The organism is Actinokineospora spheciospongiae, from assembly GCF_003182415.1.
In the GTDB taxonomy this organism is placed as follows: domain Bacteria; phylum Actinomycetota; class Actinomycetes; order Mycobacteriales; family Pseudonocardiaceae; genus Actinokineospora; species Actinokineospora spheciospongiae.
In genome coordinates this window covers 76,816-88,570 of the sequence record NZ_QHCP01000003.1, presented here as the reverse complement: position 1 = coordinate 88,570, position 11,755 = coordinate 76,816, and the positions used below count along the sequence as shown (strand labels likewise).

At 72.8% G+C, this 11,755-nt stretch carries 12 protein-coding genes and 1 CRISPR repeat array; of the genes, 4 read left to right on the top strand and 8 right to left on the bottom strand.

Going from position 1 to position 11,755, the window contains the following annotated elements; all coding sequences use genetic code 11:
* Positions 1 to 21 precede the first annotated feature (21 nt).
* Together yczE and DFQ13_RS07825 are read left to right on the top strand one after the other, a co-directional pair.
* Positions 22 to 651, top strand: coding sequence for a membrane protein YczE (gene yczE, locus DFQ13_RS07830; RefSeq protein ID WP_110079687.1), 630 nt, complete (start codon positions 22 to 24; stop codon positions 649 to 651).
* 22 nt (positions 652 to 673) lie between these two features.
* A complete protein-coding gene (locus DFQ13_RS07825; protein ID WP_035289608.1) occupies positions 674 to 1,765 on the top strand; it encodes a calcium:proton antiporter in 1,092 nt (363 codons plus the stop codon).
* A gap of 16 nt (positions 1,766 to 1,781) precedes the next feature.
* Here the strand turns inward: DFQ13_RS07825 and DFQ13_RS07820 are convergent, their stop codons facing one another.
* Together DFQ13_RS07820 and DFQ13_RS07815 are read right to left on the bottom strand one after the other, a co-directional pair.
* A complete protein-coding gene (locus tag DFQ13_RS07820; protein WP_110079387.1) occupies positions 1,782 to 2,321 on the bottom strand; it encodes a Clp protease N-terminal domain-containing protein in 540 nt (179 codons plus the stop codon).
* Between the two features lie 2 nt (positions 2,322 to 2,323).
* The gene (locus DFQ13_RS07815) at positions 2,324 to 2,533 is read right to left on the bottom strand and encodes a helix-turn-helix domain-containing protein (protein ID WP_110079386.1); all 210 of its coding nucleotides are present in this window, start codon (positions 2,531 to 2,533) and stop codon (positions 2,324 to 2,326) included.
* A gap of 64 nt (positions 2,534 to 2,597) precedes the next feature.
* On the opposite strand from DFQ13_RS07815, the gene DFQ13_RS07810 reads away from it, so the two are divergent.
* Positions 2,598 to 3,365 carry a protein phosphatase 2C domain-containing protein gene (locus DFQ13_RS07810; protein ID WP_110079385.1) on the top strand — a complete coding sequence of 256 codons (768 nt, stop codon included), beginning with the start codon at positions 2,598 to 2,600 and terminating at the stop codon, positions 3,363 to 3,365.
* A gap of 82 nt (positions 3,366 to 3,447) precedes the next feature.
* On the opposite strand, the gene DFQ13_RS07805 is transcribed toward DFQ13_RS07810, so the two are convergent.
* The 4 genes from DFQ13_RS07805 to DFQ13_RS07790 all read right to left on the bottom strand — a co-directional run bounded on the left by DFQ13_RS07805 (position 3,448) and on the right by DFQ13_RS07790 (position 8,030).
* Entirely contained in the window at positions 3,448 to 4,764 is a 1,317-nt protein-coding gene (locus DFQ13_RS07805) for a UDP-glucose dehydrogenase family protein (RefSeq protein WP_110079686.1), read from the bottom strand.
* Between the two features lie 19 nt (positions 4,765 to 4,783).
* On the bottom strand, positions 4,784 to 6,154 hold the full coding sequence (locus tag DFQ13_RS07800; RefSeq protein ID WP_035289596.1) for a glycosyltransferase family 4 protein: 1,371 nt from the start codon (positions 6,152 to 6,154) through the stop codon (positions 4,784 to 4,786).
* 62 nt (positions 6,155 to 6,216) lie between these two features.
* Positions 6,217 to 7,068 carry a glycosyltransferase gene (locus DFQ13_RS07795; RefSeq protein ID WP_219994335.1) on the bottom strand — a complete coding sequence of 284 codons (852 nt, stop codon included), beginning with the start codon at positions 7,066 to 7,068 and terminating at the stop codon, positions 6,217 to 6,219.
* Positions 7,065 to 8,030, bottom strand: a complete 966-nt coding sequence (locus DFQ13_RS07790) for a glycosyltransferase family 2 protein (protein WP_110079384.1) — start codon at positions 8,028 to 8,030, stop codon at positions 7,065 to 7,067. Before DFQ13_RS07790 ends, DFQ13_RS07795 begins: the two co-directional genes overlap by 4 nt.
* Positions 8,031 to 8,122: 92 nt before the next feature.
* Between DFQ13_RS07790 and DFQ13_RS07785 the strand changes: the two genes are divergently transcribed.
* Positions 8,123 to 8,848: a polysaccharide deacetylase family protein gene (locus tag DFQ13_RS07785; RefSeq protein WP_219994332.1), complete on the top strand. Its 726-nt coding sequence runs from the start codon at positions 8,123 to 8,125 to the stop codon at positions 8,846 to 8,848.
* Between the two features lie 62 nt (positions 8,849 to 8,910).
* Positions 8,911 to 9,304: a CRISPR direct-repeat array (repeat unit 28 nt; unit sequence GGAACAGCCCCGCCTGCGCGGGGAGGAG).
* A gap of 66 nt (positions 9,305 to 9,370) precedes the next feature.
* Here DFQ13_RS07785 and DFQ13_RS07780 read toward each other — a convergent pair.
* On the bottom strand, positions 9,371 to 10,348 hold the full coding sequence (locus DFQ13_RS07780) for a TolB family protein (protein ID WP_110079382.1): 978 nt from the start codon (positions 10,346 to 10,348) through the stop codon (positions 9,371 to 9,373).
* On the bottom strand, positions 10,345 to 11,742 hold the full coding sequence (locus DFQ13_RS07775) for an MFS transporter (protein WP_110079381.1): 1,398 nt from the start codon (positions 11,740 to 11,742) through the stop codon (positions 10,345 to 10,347). The genes DFQ13_RS07780 and DFQ13_RS07775 overlap by 4 nt, the downstream gene beginning before the upstream one ends.
* Positions 11,743 to 11,755 lie beyond the last annotated feature (13 nt).

The following is an 11,755-nucleotide window of genomic DNA, read 5'->3' as shown; positions in this document are numbered from 1 at the left end:
ATGCCCGGCCACGATGGGGTCATGTCAGCTTTGGACGTGAGATCGGTGGCGGTCGGGGTCAGCCCCGGGCGCAGGCTCCCGCAGTTGTTCCTCGGACTGGTGCTCTACGGCACCAGCATGGCCATGCAGATCGAGGCCGCGCTCGGGCTCGCGCCGTGGGACGTGCTGCACGAGGCGCTGCACGAGCGGACCGGGCTCAGCTTCGGCACCGTCACCGCGATCACCAGCGTCGGCGTGCTGCTGTGCTGGGTTCCGCTGCGGCAGCGGCCCGGCGTGGGCACGGTGGCCAACGTGGTGGTGATCTCCCTGGCGGTCGACGCCGCGCTCGCGCTGCTGCCCACCCCGTCGGCGGTGGTGACGAGGCTCGCCTTCCTCATCGGTGGCGTGCTGCTGAACGGTTTCGCCACCGCCGCCTACATCGGCGCCCGGCTCGGACCGGGGCCGCGCGACGGGCTGATGACCGGGTTGTCCACGCGCACCGGCGTCTCGATCCGTTGGGTCCGAACGGGAATCGAGCTGACCGTGCTCGCCACCGGCTGGCTGCTCGGCGGGACCGTCGGCCTCGGCACCGCGCTCTACGCGCTCGCCATCGGCCCGCTCGCCCAGGCGTTCCTGCCGCTGGTCTCCTGGCGACCGCGCGCCGGGGCGTAAAACCGACATTACTGTCGACGGGGTGAACGACACGACGACCACCCCCGCCCTGCCCCGCTGGAGCCTGGCCGTCCCACCCGCCGCGGCGGTGGTGCTGGCCGTCACCTGGGGGCGCTCCCTCGGCGCCGTCCTGCTGGTCCTGGTCTGCCTGGGCCTCGGCGGCGCCGTCACCGCCGCGGTGCACCACGCCGAAGTCGTGGCGCACCGCGTCGGTGAACCGTTCGGCACGCTGATCCTCGCCCTGGCGGTGACCGTCATCGAGGTGGCGCTCATCGTCACCCTGATGACCTCCGGCGGGGAGAAGGCCGCGTCCCTGGCCCGGGACACGGTGTTCGCCGCGATCATGATCACCTGCAACGGGATCGTCGGCCTGGCGCTGCTGGTCGGCTCGCTGCGGCACCGGGAGCAGGAGTTCCGCGCCCACGCCTCGGGCGGCGCGCTCGCGGTGATCGTCGCCCTGGTGACGCTGAGCCTGGTGCTGCCGACCTTCACCACCTCCACCCCCGGACCCACGTTCTCCGGCGCCCAACTGGCCTTCGCGGGCGTCGCGTCGCTGGTCCTCTACGGGGTGTTCGTGTTCGTGCAGACCGTCCGCCACCGCGACTACTTCCTGCCCAAGGGCAGCACCTCCGACGACGACCACGCCGCCGCCCCCACCAACCGCACCACGTTCACCAGCCTGGGCCTGCTGCTGCTGTGCCTGGTGGCGGTGGTGGGCCTGGCGAAGACCGTGTCCCCGACGCTGGAATCGGCCGTGGAGTCCATCGGGGCGCCGGTGTCGTTCGTCGGCGTGGTCATCGCCATGCTGGTGCTGGCACCGGAGACGGTGGCGGCGGTGCGCGCCGCGCTGCGCGACCGGTTGCAGGTGAGCCTGAACCTGGCCCTGGGCTCGGCGCTGGCCAGCATCGGGCTGACCATCCCGGCCATCGCGGTGGCGTCGATCTTCCTGACCGGGCCGCTGCTGCTCGGGCTGGGCGCGAAGGAACTGGTGCTGCTGGTGCTCACCGTGGTGGTGAGCATGATGACGCTGGTGACCGGGCGGGCGACGCTGTTGCAGGGGACCGTCCACCTGGTCCTGTTCAGCGCGTTCGTGTTCCTGGCGGTCACGCCGTAGGTCGGGCCGCTGTGGATCAGGCCTTGGCCAGGGAGTCCCGGACGACCTCGTAGGTGACGCCGAAGCCGGTGAGGACGTCGGCGGCGGTGCCGCCGGTGCGGAGGATGGCCAGGAGCAGGTGCTCGTCGCCGATGGTGTTCTCGCCGCGTTCGACGACCTCGACCAGGCAGCGCTGCAGGACGCGCTTGCACTCGGGGGACAGCGGGACGCGCCACCCGAAGGAGCGCCCGCGCCTGCCCGCCGCGGCCAGGGCGCCCTCGCCGTGGCTGTGCTCCACGGCGGCGACCACCGCGTCCACGTCGATGCCCAGGCCGGTGAGGGCTTCGGCGTCCGCTGTGGACAGACCACCGCGGCGGCGGGCGACGTCGATGGCCTCGCGGGCCGCCGCGGTGGTGACCGCGTGCCGGACGAGGATGTCGGTTCCCGGGGTGCGGTCCTGGGCGAGGATGCCGAGCAGCAGGTGCTCGGCCTCGACCCTCGCCGCGTGGTCGCGCCCGGCGATCTGGACGCCGTCGCGGACGGCGTTGCGCGCGGCTTTGCTGAAGCGTTCGAACATCGTCAGTTCCTCCCGTGTTTCTTGTGCACGGCCTGCTTGCTGACACCCAGCTCGGCCGCGATCTCCTGCCACGACCACCCGTCCGCCCGGGCGCTGCGCACCTGGACCGCCTCCAGTTGCTCGAGGAGCTTGCGCAGCGCCGCGACGGCGCGCAGCCCCACGCGGGGGTCGCGGTCACCCGCGGCGCCTGCCAGTTGTGTTGCCTCCGCCATGGCGTCAACTTACGTTGACGAGGGCGGCTATGTCAACCCAGGTTGACGGAGGCAGGATGCGCACATGCCGCAGATCACCGTCGCCGAGGCAGCCGGGGTCGGACTCGACGGGCGGGAACGCCCGACCGAGGACGTCGTCATGGTGCTGCCGGACGCCGTGGTCGTGCTCGACGGCGCCACCGCCACCCGCGACGACCTGCCCTCCGGGGGCGCGTACGCGATTGAGCTGGGCGCGCAGCTCGTGGCCCGGCTGACCGCGGCGCCGGAGCTGCCACTGGTCAAGCACCTGGCCGGGGCGATCCGGGCGGTGGCCCGCGGCAACGGCTACACCCCGGGCAACAGCCCGTCGAGCACGGTGGCCGTGGTGCGCTGGACCGACGACGAGGTCGAGGCGCTGGTGCTGGCCGACACCCCGGTGGTGGTGTTCACCGACGACGGGTACGAGGTGGTCGAGGACACCCGGCTGGCCGACCTGCCCCGGGAGGCGCGGGCGACCACGGCCTCGGTCGACCGGCTGCGCAACCGGGACGGGGGCTTCTGGGTCGCCGAGGCGCTGCCGTCGGCCGCCGCGCAGGCGGTGCACCGGACGTGGCGGCGGGACCGGGTGCGGGCGGCGTTGATCGCAACGGACGGTGTGACCTGCGGGGTTGACCGATACGGCTTGTTCGACTGGGCGACCGCGCGCGTGATGGCGAGCGAGCACGGGCCGCAGGTCCTGCTGGACGCTGTTCGCGCCGCTGAGCGCGGCGATCGGGACGGTGTGCGCTGGCCCCGCCGCAAGGCGCACGACGACCAGGCACTGGCGTACCTGGACTTCACCGACCCCGCGTGAAGCCCGCCCGCGGTTTCGCGGTGGTCGACCTGCTGGTGGGCGGGCCCCGGCCCGGCGGGGTCGCCGAGCCGGGGCGTGGGGCTCAGCTCTTGCCGATGCCGATCCACTCGAAACCGCCGCGGCGGGCCACGGCCGGGTCCAGCAGGTTGCGGGTGTCGATCACCGTGGGCCTGCTGACCGACTCCGCCAGCCGGGACCAGTCCAGCGAGCGGAACTCCGGCCACTCGGTCAGCACGACCACCGCCTCGGCGTCCTTCGCCGCCAGGTACGGGTCGTCGACGACGGTGACGCCGGTCAGGTCCGGGTGGGGGTTGTCCGGGCGCAGGGCCGGGTCGTAGCCGACCAGGTCCGCCCCCGCCTGGCGCAGCAGCGCGGCCACCGCGAGGGCCGGTGAGTCGCGCAGGTCGTCGGTGCCCGCCTTGAACGTCAGGCCGAACAGGGCGATCCGCTTGTGCGACAGGGAACCGCCGCGCTTGCCGGTGACCGCCAGCCGGACCTTCTCCACCATCCGCTGCCGCTGGCGGGTGTTGGTGTCGATGGTGGCCCGGATCAGGCGGAACTCGAAGTCGGCGGCGTCGGCCAGTTGCAGCATCGCCGAGGTGTCCTTGGGCAGGCAGGAACCGCCCCAGCCCGGGCCGGGTTGCAGGAACGCCTGGCCGATGCGCTTGTCGTAGCCCATGCCCTCGGTGACGTCGGTGATGTCGGCGCCGAGGCGGTCGCACAGCTCGGCGACGGCGTTGACGTAGGACAGCTTCATCGCCAGGAAGCAGTTCGCCGCGTACTTGACCAGCTCGGCCGACGGCGCGTCGGTGAGCACGGTCGGGGCACCCAGGCGGGCGTAGAGGGCGGCGACGCGCTCAGCGGCGTCCTGCTGGGAGCCGCCGACCACGATGCGGTCCGGGTTGAGGAAGTCGTAGACCGCGCTGCCCTCGCGGAGGAACTCCGGGTTGGACACCACGGCCACGTCGTCGCGGGCGAGGAGTTCGGCGGTGCGCTCGGCGGTGCCGACCGGCACGGTGGACTTGTTGACCACCACGCAGCCCGGCGGCAGCAGCTCGCGCACCTCCTCCACCACGGCCTCGACGATGCTCAGGTCGGCCACCCCGCCCACGCCCATCGGCGTCGGCACGCAGAGGAACATGACCTCCGGGCCCTCGGCGGTGTGCCGCATCGCCGAGGTGGCGCCCAGCACGAACGTCAGCCGACCGGCGGCCATCCCCTCGGCGACCAGCTCGGCCAGGCCCGGCTCCAGGATGTCGATCTCACCGCGCCGCAACCGCTCGACCTTGGCCGCGTCCACGTCGGCGCAGACCACGTCGTGGCCGAGCGAGGCCAGGCACGCCCCCGTCGTCAACCCCACGTACCCCGTGCCGACCACGGCGATGCGTCGTACGAACACCGATTCCACTCCCTTGGTCTCAGCTCGCGCTCGGCGCGGGCTCCGCCCCCGGCGCCATCATGCGAGCCGAGGCGAAAGCACGCAACGCCCCGTCGTCGGTCAGGTCCACCAGCGGGTTGCCCCACTGGTCGGTCGAGTCGCCCCCGGTCGCGGGCGGGCCGCCCGGGAACGGCCCGGCCGACTCGAACCCGGTCAGGCCGTCGTAGACGGAGATGTAGGCCTCGGCCTGCGGGCGCCAGTCCAGCACCTGCTCGGCGCGGCGCCTGCCCGCCGCACCCAGCTCGCCGCGGCGGGCCGGGTCGTCGGCCAGCGCCACGACCGCGTCGGCCAGGCCCGCGCTGTCGCCGGGCTCGACGTAGACCGCGCAGTCGCCGCCGGACACGACCGTCTCGGTGAGCCGGTAGGCGACCACGGGCAGCGCGTAGGCCATGTACTCCATGGTCTTGTTCATCGTCGACACGTCGTTGAGCGGGCTCAGCGGGTCCGGCGACAGGCCGATCGAGGCGGCGGACAGGTAGCGGGTGATCTGCTCCGGGCCGACGCGGCCGGTGAACTCCACGTAGTCGTCGAGGCCGAGTTCGGTGGACTGCCGCTTGAGGTCCTCCAGGCAGTCGCCGAAGCCCAGCAGCACGAAGCGGAAGTCGGTGCGGCCGTGCTCGTGCACGATCCGGTCCGCCGCCTCCAGCACACCGTCGACACCGTCCTGCGGGCCCATGATCCCCAGGTACGCCACCAGGTGTTCACCGCCGCGCCGCGCGGTGGCGTCGGTGTGGACGGGGCGCATCTTCGTGGTGTCCGGGCCGGAGCGCACGACCGTGGTGTGCCCGCGCGGCACGCCACCGCGGCGCACGGCGATGTCCTGGTAGGACGTGTTGGTCGAGATCACCCGGTCCGCGGTGCGGAAGGTCCGGCGCTCCAACCACTCCAGCACGGCCAGTTGCAGCTTGCCGACCAACCCGGTCGGCTCGCCGAAGCGGGAGCGGTAGACCTCCGGGTTGAGGTCGTGGTGGTCGAAGACGAACCGGACGCCCGCGGCCTTCCACGGCAGCGCCAGCGCCCAGTACGTGTCCGGCGGGTTGCACGCCTGGATGACGTCGAAGCGGGCGCGGCGGCGCACCTTCAGGCTCAGCCACGCGGTGCGCACCCAGCAGTAGGCGAACTCCCAGGCGAACCCCAGGGCGCCCTCGGCCTGCCGCGGCGGGGCGTACTTGTACAGGTGCACGCCGTCGAGTTCGGCGTACGCCGGGTCACCGGGGCCCTTGGGGCAGATGACCGACACCTCGTACCCGGCGGCCTTGAGGGCTTGGCACTCCAACCACACCCGCCGGTCGAGCGGGACGGGCAGGTTCTGCACGATGATCAGGACGTGCGGGGCCCTCTGACGCCTCACGGGGACCTCATTCTCTGGAAGTACCGACTCCCGGTAATCGCCCGAGGTGTCGCTCGGGTTACCTACCGGCCGGATTCGGCCGCGCGACTGGTGGTGTCGGCGGACCAGGACGCCTGCGTGCCGCGCAACCGCCGCCAGGTCAGCAGCACCCGCTCGGCCACCAGCACGGCCAGGTAGCACCCCGCGTCGAGGAGACCGACCTCACCGGCCCGCACGGCGCCGCTCAGCTCACCGAGGGACACCGGCGCCCCGGTCGCCCGGTGGCCCAGGCGGTCCAGCTCGGCGTTGCCCCGGCGCACCCTGGCCCGGCGCCGGATCGTGGCCACCGCGCTGCGCGGCGGGCGCACCAGCGACCGCGCACCCGGGGCCACCGCGGCCTCGGCGGCGGTGAAGGAGCGGTGCACGTAACCGTCGTCGGCGATCACCGGGGGCATCGGGAAGATCCGCGCGTGGCCCTGTTCGGCGAGCATGTAGGCACCGGTGCCCGCCAGACCGCGCCGCGCCACCATCAGGTGCTCCAGCACCCGGTGGAAGCGGGTCACCAGGGCGGAGGCGCCGGTCAGGTCGTACTCGGGGACCGGGGCGCAGGCGAGCGCACCCGCGTCCACGCACCCGGCCAGCTCGCGCACCGACGCGGCGGACAACTCCACGTCCGCGTCGAGGTAAAGGCGGGGGAAGCCTGCGCACGACCGGTCGCCGAGCAGCAGCGCCGGGACCTTGCCCGGCACCTCGGTGTCGATCACCCGCACCCCGAACGCCCGCGCCACGTCGGCCGTCCCGTCCGTGCACGCGTTGGCCACCACCACCACGTCCAACTCCCCCGGCTCGGCGCCGGAGAGCAGGGCGTGCAGGGTGCGCCCCAGGACCCCGGCCTCGTTGTGCGCCGGGATGACCACGCTGACCACCCCGCTCACGCCGCGACCCGCTCCCCCGGCAGCACCGCGCCCGGCTGCCACCCGCGCACCCACTCACCGCGCCTGCGCCACACCTCGGTCCACCGCCCCGGCCTGCGCAGCACCCGCTCCGCGACCGACCGCAGCAGCACGCCGAACGCCATCGCCCCCAGGCCGTAGCGGCGCGCGAAGCCGGTGTAGTGCCGCCGCACGACGGTGGCGCGGCCACACAGCACGAGCACGTCCCGCCCCGCCTTCGTCGAGGAGGAAGCACCGATCGCGTGCACCACCTCGGCGGTCGGCGTCATCGACGGGCTGAACCCCAACCGGGCCGCGCGCAGGCACAGGTCCTGGTCCTCGCCGTAGATCAGGAACAGCTCGTCGAACCCGCCCAGCGTGTCCCACAGCTCCCGGGACACCAGCAGGAACCCCCCGCTGATCACGTCGACGTGCCGGGTGCTGTCGCGCCCCCAGTGCCCCAGCGCCTCGGGGTCGAACACCCGCGAGCCCCGGGCCACCACCGACAACCCGAGCGCCCCGCAGGTGAGGCTCCAGAGGGTGATGCGGCCGAAGCAACTGCGCGGGTCGACAGTGCCGTCCTCGGCCAGGTAGCGCCCACCCGCGATGCCGTGCCCCGGATTGGCCCGCAGGTGCGCCAGCAGCGCGTCGATCGCCCCCGGCTTCGGCTCGGCGTCCGGGTTGAGCAGCAGGACGTGGTCACCGGTGGTCCGCTCGACGCCCCGGTTGACGGCATACCCGAAACCGGAGTTCCGACCGAGGCGGGTGACGGCATTTGCCCCCAGGAACCGCTCGGCAACGTCGGCCGCCCCATCAGCGGAACCGTTGTCGACGAGGACCACCTCGTGGGTGGCAGCGGGCTTCGCGGGCCCGGTCAACGCGGCGAGCGTCCGTTCGAGGTGGGCGGCGGCGTTGTAGGACACCATCACGATCGACAGCTCGGGGCCGCCCCTGTTCCCTGCCACAGCCGTCCGCTCGGTCGTGCCGGCCCGCTGGCGGCGGCCCGGTCTCCGTGTTCGGCATCGGGGGCCGTTCGCACACCGTTACACCTGGCAGGATGTCCGCCATGCTGGGCCAGACCGCTCGCCGCCTCATCCTCCCGCTGACCTCCCCCGTCGGCTCCATCCGCACGGTGACCACCCCAACACCCCAGGTCGTCCTCACCTACGACGACGGGCCTGTGCCCGAGGACACCCCGGGCGTGCTGTCGGCGCTGTCCGACGCCGGGGCTACGGCGACGTTCTTCGTGCTGGTGGCGCGGGCGGAGCGAAACCCCTCGCTGCTGGGGGAGATCGTGGATGCCGGGCACGAGGTGGCACTGCACGGGATCGACCACGTGCGGCTGACGACGTTGTCCCCCGGGGAGGTGCTGCGACGGACCCGGGAGGGCAAGGAACGGCTGGAGCAGATGTTGGGGGCGCCGGTGCGGTGGTTCCGGCCGCCGTACGGGGCGCAGCAACCTGCCACGTGGGCGGCGATCCGGCGGTGTGGGCTGGAATCGGTGGTGTGGAACCGGACTGGGTACGACTGGCAGGACGATCCGGTGGGGGAGGTGGCTGAGCGGACGTTGGCGGGGGCTTCGGCGGGGGACGTGATCTTGATGCACGACGGGCACGCTGGGCTGGACGTGGGGGTGGATGACGGGCCTGCGCCGGGGTTTTCTCGGGAGGGGTTGGCTCGGGCGGTGCTGGGTGGGTTGGCGGAGCGGGGGTTGGCGCCGGTGTCGCTGGGGGAAGCGGTGGGGACGGGGAAAGCGGTGAAGGGCGCGTGGTTCCGGAAGTAGGCGGGGAGCCCCGCTGACGCGGGGAGGATCGCGCGTGTCACGGGCCGCGCCCGCTGCTGCACGGAACAGCCCCGCATGTGCGGGGAAACGGGGCGCGCGGCAGGGGGTGGGTGGGAGGCGGAGGAACAGCCCCGCCTGCGCGGGGAGGAGTGAATGCGACTTCATTCAGTTCTTCCGGGGTCAGGAACAGCCCCGCCTGCGCGGGGAGGAGCCTTCGCTATCACGAAGTCCCCGGCGGAGGGCGGGAACAGCCCCGCCTGCGCGGGGAGGAGACCCACCCCCGAGGACATCCGGGCCGGCTACGGCGGAACAGCCCCGCCTGCGCGGGGAGGAGCGCGACCGACGCCGCCCAGGCCGGTGGCTGGACGGAACAGCCCCGCCTGCGCGGGGAGGAGCTGGTGGGCCAGGCCCCGGAGCATGGCGAGGGTGGAACAGCCCCGCCTGCGCGGGGAGGAGGCTTGTTGACCTGCGGTTTTATTGGGCTTGGTGGCGGTTTTCATTCACTTTCGGCGGGCCTCCGGGTCAGGTGATGGGGGAGGGGGATTGGGCGTCCTGGATGAGGAGGGTTGGGGGCTTGCTGCCGTCGGCGGGGACTTCGTAGATGGAGGGGACCTTGGCGTTTCGGAGGGCTGCGCCGTAGGCGATGTTGTTGTTGTCGAGCCAGGTGGGTTGGTCGTCCAGGCCTTGGGTGGCTGGGATTTCGATGGTTTTGCCGGTGGCCAGGTCGAGGACGTTGAGGACCCAGGCGCCCAGGCGGCCTTGGCGTTTCTTGAAGGCGACTCGGGTGCCGTCTGGGGAGAGGGAGGGGCATTCGGCGTTCTGGATGACGTCGTGGGCGGTGCGGGTTTGGAGGTCGCCCTTGACGAGCCAGGTGCGGCCTGCGGTGGCCAACGTCGCGTAGAAGGTGCGGTTGTCGTCGGCGACTGTGACACCCCAGTAGTTTCGGTCGGCGGCGGTGACTTCCTTGCCCTCCAGGGTGGCGGTGAAGGTTTCCAGGGAGTCGATGACCTCGCCGGTGCGGAGGTCCATCACGCCGGTGCGGGTGGAGAAGCCGCCGGGGACCGAGTAGGAGTCGCCGGTGACGAAAGTGGTCCAGCTCACGACCTCGCCGGTGTGGGAGATGCGGGCTCGGCTGGGGATTCCCGCCACCGGGGTGGTGTGGGTGACCTTGCCGGTGGCGTCGAGGACCGCTGCCTCGTAGGAGGGGCCGATGCCTGCCAGGCGGAGGCAGACGGTGCGGCCCGTTGAGCGGTAGACGCGTTCGCAGCGGAGGTCGGTGGGGCTGCGGCCCGCTGCCGGGTCTTCGACCTTCGTCAGTTGGTTGACCTGGTGCAGGCCGCTGGACATGTCGACGAAGAGGAGGCCGCCGGTGGGGGCTGCGGAGGCGGGGGTGCCGCCGGGGGTGGTTCCGGCGAACTTGACCGCCAGGTAGGTGCCGCCGCCCAGGACGACCAGGACTATGGCCGCCACCGCCAGCAGGGCGCGGCGCCTGTTCGTCATGGCTGGACCTCGTTCTTCTTCTCGGCGTCGGGGGTGTTGATGGTGGTCTGGTCTTCGCCGGAGCGGCCTACCAGGAGGACCGCCGCGACCAGGGCCGCCACCAGCAGGGCCGCCGCGATCATCGTGGCGGTGGGCATGGCGACGACGGACAACAGGATGCCGAAGCCGACCGACGACAGGAGCCTGGCCAGCGCTTGGCCGGTCTGCACGACCGCCATGCCGCCCGCGCGCAGGTGCTCGGGGACGACCGCCCCGGCATAGGCCATCAGCACCCCGTCCGTCGCCGCGTAGAACAGGCCGTGGACGGCGAGGGCGGCGATCAGCACGCCGTAGCCGCCCCACGGCAGCAGCAGAGCCGCGTACACGCCCAGCAGCAGCACGTGCCCGGCGACGAACACCGGCCACCGGCCGACCCGGTCGGCGATGCGCCCCATCGGGTACGCGCCGAGCAGGAAGACCAGGGCCGTGCCCAGCGGCAGCAGCGGCAGCACCGTGACCGGCACGTCCAGGGTCTTCTGCGCCACCACGTACACGAACGCGTCGCTGATGGTGGCCAGGCCCAGCACGGTGGCCGCTGCGGCGACGCGCAGGAAGCGGCGGTCGCGCAGCAGGCCGAAGGCCGAGCGGAGGCGGATCGCGGGGCGCTTGACGGCGCGGCGGGACGCGGCGGCTTGGGCGGAGCTGGACGGGGCAGCTTGCGCGGTGGCGCGGGGCGGGGCGGATTGGGCGGCGGCGCGGGGCGGGGCGGGGGCAGGGGTGGGGAGGCCGCGGGGGTCGGCGGGGACGAAGGCGGCCAGGACGATCAGGGCGATGAGGCCGAAGCAGAAGCTGGTGACGAAGATCGGGCCCGAGTCCGCGCCCAGGGAGGCCAGCAGCAGGAAGGTCAGCAGCGGGCCGAACAGCGCCCCGACGGTGTCCATCGCCCGGTGCAGGCCGAACGCGCGGCCCAGGCTCTCGGCGGGGGTGGCCAGGGAGATCAGTGCGTCGCGGGGGGCGGTGCGCAGGCCCTTGCCCGCTCGGTCGAAGGCGAGGACGCCGCCGATGGCCAGGCCGGAGCCGCCCGCGAGGGGGAAGACCAGTTTGCTGGCCGTTGACATCGCGTAGCCGGCGAAGGCGACCACTTTGTACTGTCCCAGCCGGTCGGCGAGGTAGCCGCCGACCAGGCGCAGGATGGTGGTGGCGCCGGTGTACAGACCATCCAGAAGTCCGAATTGGACGTATCCGAGCTGGAGGGTGTAGATCAGGTACAGCGGGAGGAAGGCCGAGACCATCTCCGCCGACACGTCCGTCAGGAGGCTGACCGCGCCCAGGGCGACGACCGTGCCGGGGACGCGGCCGGGCCGCGACGGACCGGTGCCGGTGTCGGGGGTGGCGCGCGCCGACGCCAGGTACATCGTCGACTCCTCA

Bases quoted from the DNA above. Each gene is read 5' to 3' on its own strand.
- DFQ13_RS07775 (WP_110079381.1), bottom strand. From the start codon at position 11,742: ATGTACCTGGCGTCGGCGCGCGCCACCCCCGACACCGGCACCGGTCCG.
- DFQ13_RS07810 (WP_110079385.1), top strand. From the start codon at position 2,598: ATGCCGCAGATCACCGTCGCCGAGGCAGCCGGGGTCGGACTCGACGGG.
- DFQ13_RS07820 (WP_110079387.1), bottom strand. From the start codon at position 2,321: ATGTTCGAACGCTTCAGCAAAGCCGCGCGCAACGCCGTCCGCGACGGC.
- DFQ13_RS07780 (WP_110079382.1), bottom strand. From the start codon at position 10,348: ATGACGAACAGGCGCCGCGCCCTGCTGGCGGTGGCGGCCATAGTCCTG.
- yczE (WP_110079687.1), top strand. From the start codon at position 22: ATGTCAGCTTTGGACGTGAGATCGGTGGCGGTCGGGGTCAGCCCCGGG.
- DFQ13_RS07785 (WP_219994332.1), top strand. From the start codon at position 8,123: ATGTCCGCCATGCTGGGCCAGACCGCTCGCCGCCTCATCCTCCCGCTG.
- DFQ13_RS07815 (WP_110079386.1), bottom strand. From the start codon at position 2,533: ATGGCGGAGGCAACACAACTGGCAGGCGCCGCGGGTGACCGCGACCCC.